Origin of the sequence: Enterobacter cloacae complex sp. P43RS, assembly GCF_014930585.1 — a bacterium.
In the GTDB taxonomy this organism is placed as follows: Bacteria; Pseudomonadota; Gammaproteobacteria; order Enterobacterales; family Enterobacteriaceae; genus Enterobacter; species Enterobacter bugandensis.
This window is the reverse complement of sequence record NZ_JADBRJ010000011.1, coordinates 75,462-91,280: the sequence shown is the minus strand read 5'-3', so window position 1 is coordinate 91,280 and position 15,819 is coordinate 75,462. Positions and strand designations below refer to the sequence as shown.

Annotated in this window: 14 protein-coding genes; 9 read left to right on the top strand and 5 right to left on the bottom strand. The window is 57.1% G+C overall.

Going from position 1 to position 15,819, the window contains the following annotated elements:
• Positions 1–10: 10 nt before the first annotated feature.
• The 3 genes from metF to metB all read right to left on the bottom strand — a co-directional run bounded on the left by metF (position 11) and on the right by metB (position 4,719).
• Complete coding sequence (metF, locus tag IM294_RS18960) at positions 11–898, bottom strand: methylenetetrahydrofolate reductase (protein ID WP_041911801.1); 888 nt, start codon at positions 896–898, stop codon at positions 11–13.
• 225 nt (positions 899–1,123) lie between these two features.
• A complete protein-coding gene (locus IM294_RS18955) occupies positions 1,124–3,556 on the bottom strand; it encodes a bifunctional aspartate kinase/homoserine dehydrogenase II (RefSeq protein WP_041911800.1) in 2,433 nt (810 codons plus the stop codon).
• Between the two features lie 2 nt (positions 3,557–3,558).
• Positions 3,559–4,719, bottom strand: a complete 1,161-nt coding sequence (gene metB / locus IM294_RS18950) for a cystathionine gamma-synthase (RefSeq protein ID WP_021242813.1) — start codon at positions 4,717–4,719, stop codon at positions 3,559–3,561.
• Positions 4,720–4,994: 275 nt separating this feature from the next.
• Between metB and metJ the strand changes: the two genes are divergently transcribed.
• Entirely contained in the window at positions 4,995–5,312 is a 318-nt protein-coding gene (metJ, locus tag IM294_RS18945; RefSeq protein ID WP_003862042.1) for a met regulon transcriptional regulator MetJ, read from the top strand.
• A 48-nt stretch (positions 5,313–5,360) separates the two neighbouring features.
• Here the strand turns inward: metJ and rpmE are convergent, their stop codons facing one another.
• Positions 5,361–5,573: a 50S ribosomal protein L31 gene (gene rpmE, locus IM294_RS18940; RefSeq protein WP_003862040.1), complete on the bottom strand. Its 213-nt coding sequence runs from the start codon at positions 5,571–5,573 to the stop codon at positions 5,361–5,363.
• Between the two features lie 200 nt (positions 5,574–5,773).
• Here rpmE and priA point away from each other — a divergent pair, with 200 nt between their 5' ends.
• The 7 genes from priA (at position 5,774) to rraA (ending at position 13,730) form a co-directional block, all read left to right on the top strand.
• On the top strand, positions 5,774–7,969 hold the full coding sequence (gene priA, locus IM294_RS18935; RefSeq protein WP_126818667.1) for a primosomal protein N': 2,196 nt from the start codon (positions 5,774–5,776) through the stop codon (positions 7,967–7,969).
• A 119-nt stretch (positions 7,970–8,088) separates the two neighbouring features.
• Positions 8,089–9,114, top strand: a complete 1,026-nt coding sequence (gene cytR, locus IM294_RS18930) for a DNA-binding transcriptional regulator CytR (RefSeq protein WP_041911797.1) — start codon at positions 8,089–8,091, stop codon at positions 9,112–9,114.
• 93 nt (positions 9,115–9,207) lie between these two features.
• On the top strand, positions 9,208–10,194 hold the full coding sequence (ftsN, locus tag IM294_RS18925; protein ID WP_028014839.1) for a cell division protein FtsN: 987 nt from the start codon (positions 9,208–9,210) through the stop codon (positions 10,192–10,194).
• A gap of 94 nt (positions 10,195–10,288) precedes the next feature.
• Positions 10,289–10,819 (top strand): ATP-dependent protease subunit HslV, encoded by a 531-nt coding sequence (gene hslV / locus IM294_RS18920; protein WP_008501802.1) that lies wholly within the window; start codon positions 10,289–10,291, stop codon positions 10,817–10,819.
• A gap of 9 nt (positions 10,820–10,828) precedes the next feature.
• Complete coding sequence (gene hslU, locus IM294_RS18915) at positions 10,829–12,163, top strand: HslU--HslV peptidase ATPase subunit (protein ID WP_028014840.1); 1,335 nt, start codon at positions 10,829–10,831, stop codon at positions 12,161–12,163.
• Between the two features lie 62 nt (positions 12,164–12,225).
• Positions 12,226–13,152 carry a 1,4-dihydroxy-2-naphthoate polyprenyltransferase gene (menA, locus tag IM294_RS18910; RefSeq protein ID WP_100171285.1) on the top strand — a complete coding sequence of 309 codons (927 nt, stop codon included), beginning with the start codon at positions 12,226–12,228 and terminating at the stop codon, positions 13,150–13,152.
• 92 nt (positions 13,153–13,244) lie between these two features.
• Positions 13,245–13,730, top strand: coding sequence for a ribonuclease E activity regulator RraA (gene rraA, locus IM294_RS18905; protein WP_023309687.1), 486 nt, complete (start codon positions 13,245–13,247; stop codon positions 13,728–13,730).
• Positions 13,731–14,314: 584 nt separating this feature from the next.
• Here the strand turns inward: rraA and zapB are convergent.
• The gene (gene zapB / locus IM294_RS18900) at positions 14,315–14,554 is read right to left on the bottom strand and encodes a septal ring assembly protein ZapB (protein WP_028014842.1); all 240 of its coding nucleotides are present in this window, start codon (positions 14,552–14,554) and stop codon (positions 14,315–14,317) included.
• A gap of 398 nt (positions 14,555–14,952) precedes the next feature.
• On the opposite strand from zapB, the gene IM294_RS18895 reads away from it, so the two are divergent.
• Entirely contained in the window at positions 14,953–15,798 is an 846-nt protein-coding gene (locus IM294_RS18895; protein WP_028014843.1) for an MIP/aquaporin family protein, read from the top strand.
• The last annotated feature ends 21 nt before the right edge of the window (positions 15,799–15,819 follow it).

Here is a 15,819-nt window from a genome sequence, read left to right as displayed (position 1 = left end):
TTTTTGCTGATTACGCCGGACGAACGCCCAGCGTATGACAAATGGCGTAGCTCATCTCCGCGCGGTTAAGCGTGTAGAAGTGGAAGTCTTTCACCCCTTCGCGGCTTAAGATCTTCACCATGTCCATCGCGATATTGGCCCCCACCAGCTTGCGGGTTTCCGCGTCATCGTCCAGCCCTTCGTACATTTTGGACATCCACAGCGGAATGCGAACGTTGGTCATATCGGCGAACTTCTTCGCCTGTTTGAAGTTAGAGACTGGCAGAATGCCCGGGATAATTTCGACGTCGATACCTGCCGAGACGCAGCGGTCGCGGAAGCGCAGATAGCTTTCCACGTCAAAGAAGAACTGGGTGATGGCGCGGTTGGCACCGGCCTCCACCTTACGCTTCAGGTTAAGCAAATCCGCCTGGGCGCTTTTCGCTTCCGGGTGGACTTCAGGGTAGGCGGCCACGGAAATATCAAAATCAGCAACGTCTTTCAGCAGCGCGACCAGATCGGTAGCGTACATGTCCGGCTTGCCGCTTCCCGGCGGCAGATCGCCACGCAGGGCAACGATATGGCGAATCCCGTTGTTCCAGTAGTCCTGGGCAATGGCGCGCAGCTCATCGCGGGTGGCGTCAATACAGGTCAGATGCGGCGCTGCTTCCAGACCGGTACGATCTTTGATGCCTTTAATAATGCTGTGCGTGCGGTCGCGCTCGCCGGAGTTGGCGCCGTAGGTCACGGAGACAAACTTCGGCTTCAGGCTGCTCAGGCGATCGATAGAGCTCCACAGGGTTTGCTCCATTTCACTGGTGCGCGGCGGGAAAAATTCAAAAGAGACGTTAATCTGGCCGTTTACTTCGGCCAGGCTCTGATTCAGTGCTTCCCGCTGGTTGGCGTGAAAAAAGCTCATACCTTACCTCTATCTTTCGCGTGTCATTGTCTGTTGTGTTGTGAACTTCTATACGTTTAGACGTCCAGATGTAAAAATGACGGAAAAGCGGCGTGACGTCAACAGAAATAATCACAATAACGGTGAGGTTTGCTCAGGGAAAATGAGGGAAATTCATGATGGGGGTGAGCGCGGTCTGATGCCCTCACCCTAACCCTCTCCCACAGGGAGAGGGAAATTCACTTTTTACAGCAGCTTAGCCAGACGGTTAATATCGGACTGGATAGCCCCAGCGGTGACATCGCGCCCCGCGCCCGGGCCGCGGATCACCAGCGGGTTATCGCGGTACCAGCGGCTTTCAATGGCGAAGACGTTATCGCACGGCAGCAGGGCCGCCAGCGGATGGTCAGGACGCACCGCCTCGACACCCACACGCGCCTTACCGTTCGCCTCGAAACGCGCCACGTAGCGCAGCACCAGCCCCATCTCGTTTGCCGCTTCCAGACGCTGCACCATCTGGTCATTTAGCTCGTCGCCGTTTTCGAAGAAGTGGTCAACAGAACCTTCTTCGCAGCCCGCAGGCACCAGCGACTCGACGCGGACGGAATCCGGTTCGATGTCATAACCGGCTTCACGCGCCAGGATCACCAGCTTGCGCATCACGTCTTTACCGGAGAGGTCAACGCGCGGATCGGGCTCGGTTAAGCCCTGCTGCCACGCCTGATCCACCAGGTCGGTGAACGGTACGGTGCCGTCAAACTGCAGGAACAGCCAGGAGAGCGTGCCGGAGAAGATCCCGCTCAGCGCCAGAATGCTGTCGCCGCTTTCAATCAGGTCACGCACGGTATGGTTAACCGGCAGGCCCGCGCCAACGGTGGCATTATAGAGCCAGTGGCGGCCCGTTTTTTCGAACGCGTCGTGGATCTGACGGTATTTATCTGTGCTGCTCGCCCCCGCCAGCTTGTTGGCGCTGATGACGTGGAAACCGTGGCTGGCGAAATCCAGATACTGATCGGCAAGCTGTTCGCTGGCGGTGACGTCCAGCACCACCAGATCGTCATACGGGTGCGCGCGCATCCACAGGAACAGCGACTCTTCATCCTGCTCAACCGCTTCATCGTTAAAGAAGGCAAGCGCCCGGCTGGCGTCCAGCCCTTCGTAGTTCAGCAGGCTGCGGCGGCTATCCACCACGCCCGCAAGAATAAATTCAAACCCGGTACGCGCCGAAAGCGTGACCTGTTCGCGGGCGAACAGCTCCAGCCAGCGGGAACCGATGTTACCCTTGCCAAACAGCACCAGACCGATGCGTTTTTCCGCGCGGAACAGCGAGGTGTGCAGACCCTGAATCAGGCTTTCGGTTGGGCCTTTACGCAGCACGGCGACCAGGCTGATGCCCTCTTCCGACTGCCAGGTGAACTCCACCGGCTGGCCCTTCAGTTGCTGCCAGAAACGGTGGCAGTGCAGCGGGTTACGGGTGACGCCCGCGCCGACCATCGCCACCAGCGCCAGCCCCTGACGCAGGCGAAGCTCGCCCGGCAGACCCGCTTCGTCGAGAATTTTCAGCGCGCTGTCCGCCACTTCGGCGGTATAGCAGAACTGCAGCAGTTGACGATCGTTATGCACGCCAACGGCCAGCGGACGCACCTGGGCGCGTTTCAGGATCGTGTCGATATCTTTATGCGCCAGCCTGAAGTCCTGACCCGCAGGCACCTGGAACTCAATCAGGCAGATGTCGTCGTGGCTGGTGACAATGCGCGCGCCCGTGCCGGACGCCAGCACGCGCTCAATGCGGGTAGACCCCTGATCCGGCGTATAGCTACAGCGCAGCTGCAGGTCAATATCGCTGCCGGAAACCGGCTGCAGCGTACGGGCGTGCAGCACCGGGGCCGCCAGACGCGCCAGCTCGCTGGCTTCGTCGAGACGCAGCAGCGGAAGCAGGCAGGCATCTTTCACTTTACGCGGGTCCGCGCTGTAGACACCGGCCACGTCGCTCCAGATGGTAACGCGGGACACGCCCGCCAGGGCACCAATTTGCGTTGCCGAGTAGTCCGAGCCGTTACGGCCCAGCAGCACGGTTTCACCGGCGTTGCTGCGGCTGATAAAGCCGGTGACGACAATACGTTTGCCCGGATGCTGCACCAGCAGCTGTTGCAGCAGCGGATAGGACAACCCTTCGTCCACCTGCGGCTGCGCGGCGCGTTCCGCACGCAGGAAATCACGCGCGTCGAGCCAGGCCGCGTCTACGCCCAGGTGTTGCAGTACGGCGGCCATCAGGCGCGCGGACCACACTTCACCGTGGCCCACCACTTCGGCATACACCGCGTCGGTAATCCCGCTGTCCAGCAGGGCAGCCAGACGCTCAAGGTCATGCGTGAAGGCGCTGATCAGCCCGTCCGCCACGTCCGCAGGCAGCAGGCCGGCAATCAGCTCGCTCTGGTAACGACGTAAGGACTGTTGCACCTGATGCGCAGAAAGGCGATCGGTCTGGCTCAGTTTCAGCCAGCTAATCAACTGGTTGGTGGTGCTGCCCGCCGCCGAGACAACCATCATGTCACCCGGCTGTGAATATTCGGTCATGATCCCTGCGACGCGCAGATAACATTTCACATCAGCAAGACTACTACCACCAAACTTGTGCAGCTGACGACCCTTCGCCCCTGCCTGCGCTATCACACTCATGATTACCCCTTGGCTGCGACCCGGAAGCCATTTTCCAGATCGGCAATTAAATCTTCAGAATCTTCAATACCGGTCGAGATACGCAGCAGCGTCTCGGAAATCCCGGCGGCGGCACGTGCTTCCGGTGCCATACCTGCGTGCGTCATGGTTGCGGCGTGGGAGATCAAGCTTTCAACCCCACCTAAGGATTCCGCCAGCGTAAACAATGACAGCCCGCTCAGGAAGCGACGCAGCGTTTGCTCGTCACCGTCCAGTTCAAAACTTAACATCGCGCCAAATCCCTTCTGCTGGCGCGCGGCAATCTCATGCCCCTGGTTTTCCGGCAGCGACGGGTGATAAAGCTTCTTCACCAGCGGCTGGGTTTTCAGGAAATCGACAATCGCCTGGGCATTACGCTGCGCCACGTCCATGCGCGGCGACAGCGTGCGGATGCCGCGCAACAGCAGGTAGCTGTCGAACGCGCCCGCGGTGACGCCGATATTATTAGCCCACCATGCCAGTTCCGTGACAACGTCGGGATCTTTTGCAATCACCACGCCCGCCACCACGTCAGAATGGCCGTTCAGATATTTAGTACATGAATGCAATACCAGATCCGCACCCAGTGCTAACGGGTTCTGAAGGGCCGGACTGAGGAAGGTATTATCCACTACACTTATCGCTCCCGCATCCCTTGCGAGCTGACAAATTTTCGCAATGTCGACAACGCGCAACAATGGGTTGCTTGGACTTTCCACCAGAACCAGCTTCGGCTTCTCTGCCAGCGCCTGTTTCAGCGCCTGTTCGTCGTTTTGATCGACAAACAGCACGCGGTAGCAGCCGCGCTTTGCCAGGCTATCAAACAGACGATAACTGCCGCCGTAACAGTCGTGCGGCGCAACCAGCAGATCGCCAGGCTTCAGGAACACCGTGGTCACCAGGTGAATGGCAGACATACCGGTATTGGTTAATACCGCACCCGCGCCGCCTTCCAGTTCCGCCAGCGCGCGCTGGGTTACATCACGCGTAGGGTTGCCGCGACGCGAGTAGTCATGCGCGCGCGGTTCATTAAATCCGGTGAAATTGTAGGTGCTGGAAAGATGAATGGGCGGGACAACGCAGCCGTACTGCTCGTCATCATTTAATCCGCTACGCACTGCGATCGTGGCCTGTTTACGCGTCATGGTGAGGGCTTCCTGGCGAATGAGGTGAAAAGTCAGCCACCAGAGTAAACATTGAAAGTATGGACGTCAATACATCTGGACATCTAAACTTCTTTGCGTATAGATTGAGCAATGCGCAAATAGCCGTTAAAATTATATGCTTTAGTGCACGCTGCAGCGGCAATATCCGTGCCACGGTATCGTCTCTACGGTAAACTACGCAAGATTACGGTTCAAAACGGGCAGTGACCGGTTTGCACCTTTAGATTAATGACTGAGAGGATTAAAGGTATCTCATGGCTGAATGGAGCGGCGAATATATCAGCCCATACGCTGAGCACGGTAAGAAGAGTGAGCAAGTAAAGAAAATTACGGTTTCCATTCCTCTGAAGGTGTTGAAGATCCTCACCGATGAACGTACGCGTCGTCAGGTGAACAACCTGCGTCACGCGACCAACAGCGAACTGCTGTGCGAAGCGTTCCTGCATGCGTTTACCGGCCAACCGTTGCCGAACGATGACGATCTGCGCAAAGAGCGTAGCGACGAAATCCCGGAAGAGGCGAAGGTGATCATGCGTGAACTGGGTATTGACCCGGAGACGTGGGAATACTGAGAAGCGGATACAAAAAAGGCACCTTGCGGTGCCTTTTTTTCGGGAAACTTATTTAGCGCCCGGGATGCTGAAACGCTTGTTGAAGCGGTCAACACGGCCACCGGTTGCAACATCACGCTGCTTACCAGTGTAGAACGGGTGGCATTTGCCGCACACGTCCAGGTTCAGATCGTGACCCACGGTAGAGCGGATCTGGATAGAGTTACCGCAAGAGCAGTTTGCAGTAATCATTTCGTATTTCGGGTGAATATCTTTTTTCATGGGAGAACCTCAGTTAAGGCCGCGTCGCTCTTCCAGCCCTAACGCCAGACACCACGCGATGTTGAATGTAAGTTCTTTGGCGTAAAGTACACCAAAGGCGGCGAATCATACAGAATTTAACCAACGTATGCAAACTGATCCGCACGCCGCTTTTACTAATGTGTATACTAACGCGCCACTTTTCAAGTCAGGAAGATTCGATGCCCGTCGCTCACGTTGCCCTGCCCGTTCCGCTTCCCCGCACCTTTGACTACCTGCTGCCCGACAGCATGAGCGCCAAAGCGGGCTGTCGCGTGACCGTGCCGTTTGGCAAACAGCAGCGCGTGGGGATCGTCGTCTCCGTCAGCGATAAAAGCGAATTGCCCCTCAATGAACTGAAATCGGTGGTTGAGGTGCTGGACAGCGAGCCGGTTTACTCCACCAGCACCTGGCGACTGCTGCTGTGGGCGGCAGATTATTATCATCACCCGATTGGCGACGTTCTGTTCCACGCCCTGCCGATCCTGCTGCGCCAGGGCAAAAGCGCCAGCCACGCCCCGATGTGGTACTGGTTTGCCACCGAACAGGGGCTGGCCGTGGACATCAACAGCCTGAAGCGTTCGCAGAAACAGCAGCAGGCGCTGGCGGCGCTGCGCCAGGGAAAAATCTGGCGGCACCAGGTCGACGAGCTTGAGGTCAGCGAAACGGCGCTACAGGCATTAAGAAAGAAAGGGTTGAGCGAGCTGGCCAGCGAAGCGCCCGCCCTTCACGACTGGCGCGACGGCTTCTCCGTCTCGGGCGATCGCCTGCGCCTGAATACCGAGCAGGCTACCGCGGTAGGCGCCATTCATAGCGCCTCGGACCACTTTTCCGCCTGGCTGCTGGCGGGCGTGACGGGCTCCGGCAAGACCGAAGTCTATCTGAGCGTGCTGGAAAACGTGCTCGCGCAGGGCAAACAGGCGCTGGTGATGGTGCCGGAAATCGGCCTGACGCCGCAAACCATCGCCCGCTTCCGCGAGCGCTTTAATGCACCGGTTGAGGTTCTGCACTCCGGGCTGAACGACAGCGAGCGCCTCAGCGCCTGGCTGAAAGCGAAAAACGGCGAAGCGGCGATTGTGATCGGCACCCGCTCGTCGCTGTTTACGCCGTTTAAAAACCTCGGCGTTATCGTGATCGACGAAGAGCACGACAGCTCCTATAAACAGCAGGAAGGCTGGCGCTATCACGCCCGCGATCTGGCGGTCTACCGTGCGCACAGCGAGCAAATCCCTATTATTCTCGGATCCGCCACGCCTGCGCTCGAAACGCTGCACAACGTGCGCCAGCGTAAATACCACATGCTGCGCCTGACGCGCCGCGCGGGGAATGCCCGCCCGGCCATTCAGCACGTGCTGGATCTCAAAGGCCAGCAGGTGCAGGCAGGCTTAGCGCCCGCCTTGATTTCCCGCATGCGCCAGCATTTGCAGGCGGGGAACCAGGTCATCCTGTTCCTGAACCGTCGCGGATTTGCCCCCGCCCTGCTGTGCCACGACTGCGGCTGGATTGCCGAGTGCCCGCGCTGCGACCACTACTACACCTTCCATCAGGCCCAGCGACACTTGCGCTGCCACCACTGCGACAGCCAGCGTCCGGTTCCTCGCCAGTGCCCGTCATGTGGTTCCACGCATATCGTGCCGGTGGGGCTGGGAACGGAACAGCTGGAACAGGCACTTGGCCCTTTCTTCCCGGACGTGCCTATTTCCCGAATCGACCGGGACACCACCAGCCGCAAGGGGGCGCTGGAGCAGCAGCTGGCGGAAGTGCATCGCGGCGGCGCGCGCATCCTGATTGGCACCCAGATGCTGGCCAAAGGGCACCACTTCCCGGACGTGACGCTGGTCGCCCTGCTCGACGTCGACGGCGCGCTGTTCTCGGCAGATTTCCGCTCCGCCGAGCGCTTCGCCCAGCTTTATACCCAGGTTGCCGGGCGTGCCGGACGCGCGGGTAAACAGGGCGAGGTAGTACTGCAAACGCATCACCCTGAGCACCCGCTGCTACAGACTCTGCTGCACAAAGGCTATGACGCCTTTGCCGAGCAGGCGCTGGCCGAACGCCAGACCATGCAGTTGCCGCCGTGGACCAGCCACGTCATCATCCGCGCGGAGGATCATAACAACCAGCAGGCGCCGCTTTTCCTGCAACAGCTGAGGAATCTCCTGCAGGCCAGCCCGCTGGTGGATAACCAGCTGTGGATCCTGGGCCCGGTGCCGGCGCTGGCGCCAAAACGCGGTGGACGTTTCCGCTGGCAGATTTTACTTCAGCACCCCTCGCGTATTCGCCTGCAGCACATCGTCAGCGGCACGCTGGCACTCATCAATACCCTGCCGGAAGCGCGTAAAGTGAAGTGGGTACTGGACGTCGATCCCATCGAAGGCTGAAGACGGATCGAAAAATTTAACGCGCCTCACACTTTTTATGAAAATTCTGTAACCGATTCCATTAACTATCTGTAAAAATGGTGATGTCCGCAGTTCGGTGTTCAGGCGAGGAGAAGACGTTGAAGTCCAGGAAAGAGGTTGCCACGGCGACCATGAAAGACGTTGCCGAGAAAGCACAAGTCTCAACGGCAACCGTGTCCCGCGCATTAATGAACCCGGATAAAGTCTCCCAGGCGACCCGTAACAAGGTTGAACAGGCGGCGCTGGAAGTGGGGTATTTCCCGCAGGCGATGGGGCGGAACGTCAAGCGCAATGAATCGCGGACCATCCTGGTAATAGTGCCGGATATCTGCGATCCCTTCTTCAGCGAGATCATTCGCGGTATCGAAGTGACGGCGGCGGAGCAGGGCTATCTGGTGCTGATTGGCGACTGCGCTCACCAGAACCAGCAGGAAAAAACCTTTATCGACCTCATTATCACCAAGCAGATTGACGGCATGCTGCTGCTTGGCTCTCGCCTGCCGTTTGATGCCAGCATCGAAGAACAGCGCAATTTACCGCCGATGGTAATGGCTAACGAATTTGCGCCAGAGCTTGAGCTGCCGACGGTCCACATTGATAACCTCACCGCCGCGTTCAACGCCGTAAACTATCTCCAGGAGCTGGGACATAAGCGGATTGGCTGCATTGCCGGGCCGGAAGAGATGCCGCTGTGCCACTACCGCCTGCAGGGCTATGTTCAGGCGCTGCGCCGTACCGGTGCGATTGTCGATCCGCACTATATTGCGCGCGGTGATTTTACCTTTGAAGCGGGCGGACAGGCGCTGGAGAAACTGCTGGCGCTGCCGGAACCGCCAACGGCGGTGTTCTGCCACAGCGACGTGATGGCGCTGGGTGCGCTTTCACACGCCAAGCGCCGTGGCTTACGCGTGCCGAAAGATTTGTCGATTATCGGATTCGATAACATTTCACTTTCAGAGTTTTGCGATCCACCGCTCTCCACCGTTTCACAACCGCGCTATCAGATTGGCCGCGAAGCGATGCTGCTTCTGCTGGATCAGCTGCAGGGTCAAACGGTTAGCAGCGGCTCGCGTTTGCTGGACTGCGAGCTGATTATTCGCGGCTCTACCCAGGCATTGACTTAAAGTAAACGCCTTTCGGACACCCTTATCTGGTCAAAGCCCCGCCGCTTAAGTAACATGGCGGGCTGACGAACGAATAAATACAGCGAAACGATAGTGGCACAACGAGATTATGTACGTCGCGGCCAGCCGGCACCTTCGCGACGCAAAAAGAGCAGTTCAAAAAGCAAGCAGCGTAATCTGCCTGCGGTCTCGCCAGCAATGGTCGCTATTGCTGCGGCCGTGCTGGTGGCCTTTATTGGCGGCCTGTACTTCATCACGCACCATAAAAAAGAAGAGTCCGAGGCCCTTCAGGGCAACAAAGTGGTGGGAAATGGTCTGCCGCCGAAACCTGAAGAGCGCTGGCGCTATATTAAAGAGCTGGAAAGTCGTCAGCCCGGCGTGCGTGCGCCTACTGAGCCCTCAGCCGGTGGCGAAGTGAAGAATGCCGATCAGCTGACGGACGAGCAGCGCCAGCTGCTGGCACAGATGCAGGCCGATATGCGCCAGCAGCCGACGCAGCTGAATGAAGTGCCGTGGAATGAACAAACGCCAGCGCAGCGTCAGCAAACGTTGCAGCTGCAGCGTCAGCGCCAGGCACAAATTCAACAGCAGCAACAGCAGCAGTGGACGCAAACTCAGCCGGTACAGCAGCCGAAGGCCCAGCCATACCAGCAACCGCAGCAGCAGACGCGTACGGTGCAGTCGCAGCCTGTTCAACAGCCAAAAGCGCAGCCGCCAAAGCAAGCGGCGCAGCCATATCAGGATCTGCTCCAGACGCCAGCGCATACCACCGCGCAGCAGCCGAAAACGCAGCAGGCCGCGCCGGTGACCAAAGAGACCGAAGCGCCGAAGCAGACGGCAGAGAAAAAAGACGAGCGCCGCTGGATGGTGCAGTGCGGTTCGTTTAAAGGTGCCGAGCAGGCGGAAACGGTGCGTGCACAGCTGGCGTTCGAAGGATTTGATTCACGCATTACCACCAATAACGGCTGGAACCGCGTGGTGATCGGCCCGGTTAAAGGCAAAGAAAACGCAGACGGCACCATTTCACGTTTGAAAGTGGCTGGCCACACAAACTGCATTCGACTCGCCTCCGGGGGTTGAAACCCCCAAAATCCCCCCCATCTATCATTTAATTCAGCCCTGAGCACAGGCTCAGGGCTTCTGTTTCCCGAATCTGTAACCAGGGGGTCTGCTCGTGACAACAATAGTAAGTGTACGCCGTAACGGCCATGTGGTAATCGCCGGTGATGGCCAGGCCACGCTGGGTAATACCGTCATGAAAGGCAACGTGAAGAAAGTCCGTCGTCTCTACAACGACAAAGTGATCGCCGGTTTTGCAGGCGGCACGGCGGATGCCTTCACGCTGTTTGAACTGTTTGAACGCAAACTGGAAATGCACCAGGGTCATCTGGTGAAAGCCGCCGTTGAGCTGGCAAAAGACTGGCGTACCGACCGTATGCTGCGCAAGCTCGAAGCGCTGCTGGCGGTCGCGGATGAAACCGCTTCGCTTATCATCACCGGTAACGGTGACGTGATTCAGCCGGAAAACGACCTGATTGCCATCGGCTCTGGCGGCCCTTATGCCCAGGCTGCAGCCCGCGCGCTGTTGGAAAATACCGACATGAACGCGCGTGATATCGCGGTGAAGGCGTTGGATATTGCAGGTGATATCTGCATCTATACCAACCACAACCACACCATCGAAGAATTGACCTCCAAAGCGTAAGGATCTCCCATGTCTGAAATGACCCCACGCGAAATTGTCAGCGAACTGAACAAACACATTATCGGCCAGGATAACGCCAAGCGCTCCGTGGCTATCGCGCTGCGTAACCGCTGGCGTCGTATGCAGCTTGACGAAGAGCTGCGTCACGAAGTCACCCCGAAAAACATTCTGATGATCGGCCCGACCGGCGTCGGTAAAACCGAAATCGCCCGTCGTCTGGCGAAGCTGGCGAACGCGCCGTTCATCAAAGTTGAAGCCACCAAGTTCACCGAAGTGGGCTATGTGGGTAAAGAAGTGGACTCTATCATCCGCGACCTGACCGATTCTGCAATTAAGATGGTGCGCGTCCAGGCGATTGAGAAAAACCGCTACCGCGCGGAAGAGATGGCCGAAGAGCGTATTCTCGACGTGCTGATCCCACCGGCGAAAAACAACTGGGGCCAGGCTGAACAGCAGGCTGAACCTTCAGCCGCGCGTCAGGCGTTCCGCAAAAAACTGCGTGAAGGCCAGCTGGACGACAAAGAGATTGAGATCGACCTCGCGGCCGCGCCGATGGGCGTGGAAATCATGGCGCCTCCGGGCATGGAAGAAATGACCAGCCAGCTGCAGTCCATGTTCCAGAACCTGGGCGGCCAAAAGCAGAAAGCGCGTAAGCTGAAAATCAAAGACGCGATGAAGCTGCTGATTGAAGAAGAAGCGGCGAAGCTGGTGAATCCGGAAGAGCTGAAGCAGGACGCTATCGACGCGGTTGAGCAGCACGGTATCGTGTTTATCGACGAAATCGACAAAATTTGTAAGCGCGGCGGCAACAGCTCCGGTCCGGACGTGTCCCGCGAAGGCGTACAGCGCGATCTGCTGCCGCTGGTTGAAGGCTGCACCGTCTCTACCAAGCACGGCATGGTGAAAACGGACCACATTCTGTTTATCGCTTCCGGTGCATTCCAGGTAGCCAGCCCGTCGGATCTGATCCCCGAACTGCAGGGTCGTCTGCCGATCCGCGTTGAGCTGCAGGCGCTGACCACCGAAGATTTCGAGCGCATCCTGACGGAGCCAAACGCCTCTGCTACCGTACAGTACAAGGCGCTGATGGCGACCGAAGGCGTGAACCTCGAGTTCACCGAAGACGGTATCAAGCGTATCGCCCAGGCTGCATGGCAGGTCAACGAAACCACCGAGAACATCGGTGCGCGTCGTCTGCACACCGTGCTGGAACGCCTGGTAGAAGACATCTCATATGACGCGAGCGACCTCAACGGTCAAACCATTACCATCGACGCAGACTATGTGAGCAAACATCTGGATGCGTTAGTGGCAGATGAAGATCTGAGCCGTTTTATCCTATAATCGCGGTTACTGCATTCTCATCACTGTTAATGGGGGCTAAGGCCCCCATTTTTATTGGCTAAATTACTATGACTGATATCAGCCGTACTCAGGCGTGGCTCGAAAGTCTGCGCCCTAAAACGCTTCCTCTGGCTTTTGCCGCCATTATTGTCGGCACCGCGCTTGCCTGGTGGCAAGGGCATTTCGATCCGCTGGTGGCAGGTCTGGCGCTCATTACCGCCGGGCTGCTGCAAATCCTCTCTAATCTCGCGAACGATTATGGCGATGCGGTAAAAGGCAGCGACAAGCCTGACCGTATCGGGCCGCTGCGCGGGATGCAAAAAGGGGTGATCACCCAGGCACAGATGAAGCGCGCGCTGATTATCACCGTAGTGCTGATTTGCTTGTCGGGCCTGGCGCTGGTGACGGTCGCCTCGAAAACTACCAGCGACTTCATTGGCTTCCTGGTGCTGGGCCTGCTCGCCATTATCGCGGCCATCACCTACACCGTCGGCACGCGCCCTTACGGCTATATTGGCCTTGGGGATATCTCTGTGCTGGTGTTCTTCGGCTGGCTGAGCGTAATGGGGAGCTGGTACTTACAGGCGCATACGGTGATCCCTGCCCTGTTCCTCCCGGCGACCGCCTGCGGCCTGCTGGCGACGGCGGTGCTCAATATCAATAATCTGCGCGATATCGACAGCGATCGTGAGAACGGCAAGAACACGCTGGCGGTGCGTCTGGGGCCGGTGAATGCGCGCCGCTATCATGCCTGCCTGCTTATTGGCGCGCTGGTTTGCCTGGCGCTGTTTAACCTGATTTCCCTGCACAGTCTGTGGGGCTGGCTGTTTGTGCTTGCCGCGCCGCTGCTGGTTAAGCAGGCCCGCTTTGTGATGCGTGAACTCAGCCCGGCAGCCATGCCGCCGATGCTGGAGCGAACGGTAAAAGGCGCGCTGCTGACTAACCTGTTGTTCGTCATTGGGATTGTGTTAAGCCAGACGCTCAGTTAGCTGACAAATATCAATTAACAATTGATGATTTTGCCAACAACGCATTTCGCACGATATACTGAACACATTCGCAGCAACTGAGCGTTAAACCTATGAAATACGATACCTCCGAGCTTTGTGACATCTACCAGGAAGATGTCAACGTCGTTGAACCGCTGTTCTCCAACTTTGGTGGGCGGTCATCGTTTGGCGGGCAAATCGTCACGGTGAAATGTTTCGAGGACAACGGGTTGCTGTACGATCTGCTCGAACAGAACGGCCGTGGCCGCGTACTGGTGGTCGACGGCGGCGGGTCCGTGCGTCGCGCACTGATTGATGCTGAACTGGCCGGCATTGCCGTCCAGAACGAGTGGGAAGGCCTTGTGGTGTACGGTTCCGTGCGTCAGGTGGACGATCTCGAAGACCTGGATATCGGGATTCAGGCCATCGCGGCCATACCGGTAGGGGCCGCGGGTGACGGTATCGGCGAAAGCGACGTGCGCGTTAACTTCGGCGGCGTGACCTTCTTCTCAGGCGATCATCTCTACGCCGATAATACCGGCATTATCCTTTCTGAAGATCCGCTGGATATCGAGTAATAAAACCATAAGCGTGAACCATAAAAAAACCGCCAACAGCAATGTGGCGGTTTTTTTGTCCCTCGGGATTCGCGGTCCGTTGGGAAGTTTTGCAACCTTTAACCAGGATTTTTATCTTACCCTGGTTCAAACCTCAGGTAACCTCATCGACCCTTTATAAATTCCTAATTATCTATGAAAACCTTAACTACGCTGCTATTGCTCATTATGATGCAGCGTCCCTTTCCGCCATTTCGCACATGGGCATCGGTCCAGGGAAAGGTGTAACCACAACCGTAAAGCAGCCTTTAACCAGGCTTGTGTCCACCGACTTATCACCGGTGGTGAACGGTGGAGCGGTTAGCCGCAGGGACCGCATAATGAAACGCTATTTATGTATCGCGTTCATTGTCGCCAGCGTACTCGTTGTAAAAAGTGATGAACCGATCGGGTTTGTTGCGTTTATCACGATAGCGCAGGACAAGTAGCGTTAAGGCCGCCTTGGGCGGCCTTTTTTATGGTTGGATGTCAGTCAGCGAGAACCATAAAAAAAGCCGGGTGGCGGCGTCGCCTTACCCGGCCTGTTCAGTTCATCCCAGTGGGAATCAGACTTCTTCCATACGTCCCAGCAGCGCCTGCAGGCGATCCTGCCAGCCGTTCTGCTGTTCGCGCAGCTGGTTGTTTTCGCGCTCCAGTTCTTCGCGGCCGTGCTGAGCGTTCTGAACTTCCTGCGCCAGGCTGTTGTTCTTCTCTTTCAGCTCTTCAATTTCCATCTGCAGCAGCGTGATGGTGTCAATCGCCTGCTGTACTTTCGCTTCCAGTTTCTCAAACACTTCTAAAGACATGATCCTACCTCTCCTGAATTGCAAGGCGACGCTTTAACGTAAACGCGCACAACATATGTTCCGATTGTATGGAGCGCAGTCGCCCCTGTCCAGCGGCATGCCACGCAGATCGCGGTTTGCAACACTTTTCGGCCTCGTCCTGGTGCGTTCGCGGCATATACCTCTAAGTTGTTAACCCATTCGTTAAAAAAATGATTCAGCTCACCATACGCGACTGATGCAAAAACGCGCTTTATGGCGCGAAAACGCTCATTTTATTGACACAGACCACACATTTTAATTTCGATATTTCTCGTTTTTGCTCGTTAACGATAAATTAACACTATGTCTACAGGGCATCGTGGCTGTCACGGGCGGCCACGCTAACAATAAACATCAATTTCTTCAGGATTCCGATTATGAGTCAGACATCAACCTTAAAAGGCCAGTGCATTGCCGAGTTCCTTGGTACCGGGTTGTTGATATTCTTCGGAGTGGGCTGTGTCGCTGCACTGAAAGTGGCGGGTGCCAGTTTTGGTCAGTGGGAAATCAGTATCATCTGGGGTCTGGGCGTGGCGATGGCCATCTACCTGACTGCAGGGGTCTCTGGCGCACATCTTAACCCGGCGGTGACTATCGCACTGTGGCTGTTCGCGTGCTTCGACGGACGCAAAGTTGTTCCCTTCATTATTTCTCAATTTGCCGGCGCGTTTTGCGCAGCGGCGTTAGTTTACGGGCTTTATTACAATCTTTTCATCGACTTCGAACAGACGCATCATATGGTGCGCGGCAGCGTCGAAAGTCTGGATCTGGCAGGCATCTTCTCAACCTACCCTAACCCGCATATCAATTTTGTGCAGGCGTTCGCAGTTGAAATGGTGATTACCGCTATTCTGATGGGCGTCATTATGGCTTTGGGCGATGATGGTAACGGCATTCCGCGTGGCCCGCTGGCGCCATTGCTGATTGGCCTGCTGATCGCCGTCATCGGTGCATCCATGGGGCCGTTAACAGGGTTTGCGATGAACCCGGCGCGTGACCTGGGTCCAAAAACCTTCGCCTTCTTTGCAGGATGGGGCGACGTGGCTTTCACCGGCGGCAAAGATATTCCTTACTTCCTGGTACCGCTGTTCGGACCAGTCGTAGGGGCGGCACTGGGTGCATTTGGCTATCGCAAATTAATTGGTCGCCACTTACCGTGCGACACCTGTGTGGAAGAGGAGAAGGAAACGACTTCTACCGCACAACAAAAAGCTTCGCTGTAATCTGACTACGGGACACATACC

What these genes read in the sequence shown, in the direction of transcription:
- metF (WP_041911801.1), bottom strand. Translation starts at nt 898, where the DNA reads ATGAGCTTTTTTCACGCCAACCAGCGGGAAGCACTGAATCAGAGCCTG.
- IM294_RS18955 (WP_041911800.1), bottom strand. Translation starts at nt 3,556, where the DNA reads ATGAGTGTGATAGCGCAGGCAGGGGCGAAGGGTCGTCAGCTGCACAAG.
- metB (WP_021242813.1), bottom strand. Translation starts at nt 4,719, where the DNA reads ATGACGCGTAAACAGGCCACGATCGCAGTGCGTAGCGGATTAAATGAT.
- metJ (WP_003862042.1), top strand. Translation starts at nt 4,995, where the DNA reads ATGGCTGAATGGAGCGGCGAATATATCAGCCCATACGCTGAGCACGGT.
- rpmE (WP_003862040.1), bottom strand. Translation starts at nt 5,573, where the DNA reads ATGAAAAAAGATATTCACCCGAAATACGAAATGATTACTGCAAACTGC.
- priA (WP_126818667.1), top strand. Translation starts at nt 5,774, where the DNA reads ATGCCCGTCGCTCACGTTGCCCTGCCCGTTCCGCTTCCCCGCACCTTT.
- hslU (WP_028014840.1), top strand. Translation starts at nt 10,829, where the DNA reads ATGTCTGAAATGACCCCACGCGAAATTGTCAGCGAACTGAACAAACAC.
- rraA (WP_023309687.1), top strand. Translation starts at nt 13,245, where the DNA reads ATGAAATACGATACCTCCGAGCTTTGTGACATCTACCAGGAAGATGTC.
- zapB (WP_028014842.1), bottom strand. Translation starts at nt 14,554, where the DNA reads ATGTCTTTAGAAGTGTTTGAGAAACTGGAAGCGAAAGTACAGCAGGCG.
- IM294_RS18895 (WP_028014843.1), top strand. Translation starts at nt 14,953, where the DNA reads ATGAGTCAGACATCAACCTTAAAAGGCCAGTGCATTGCCGAGTTCCTT.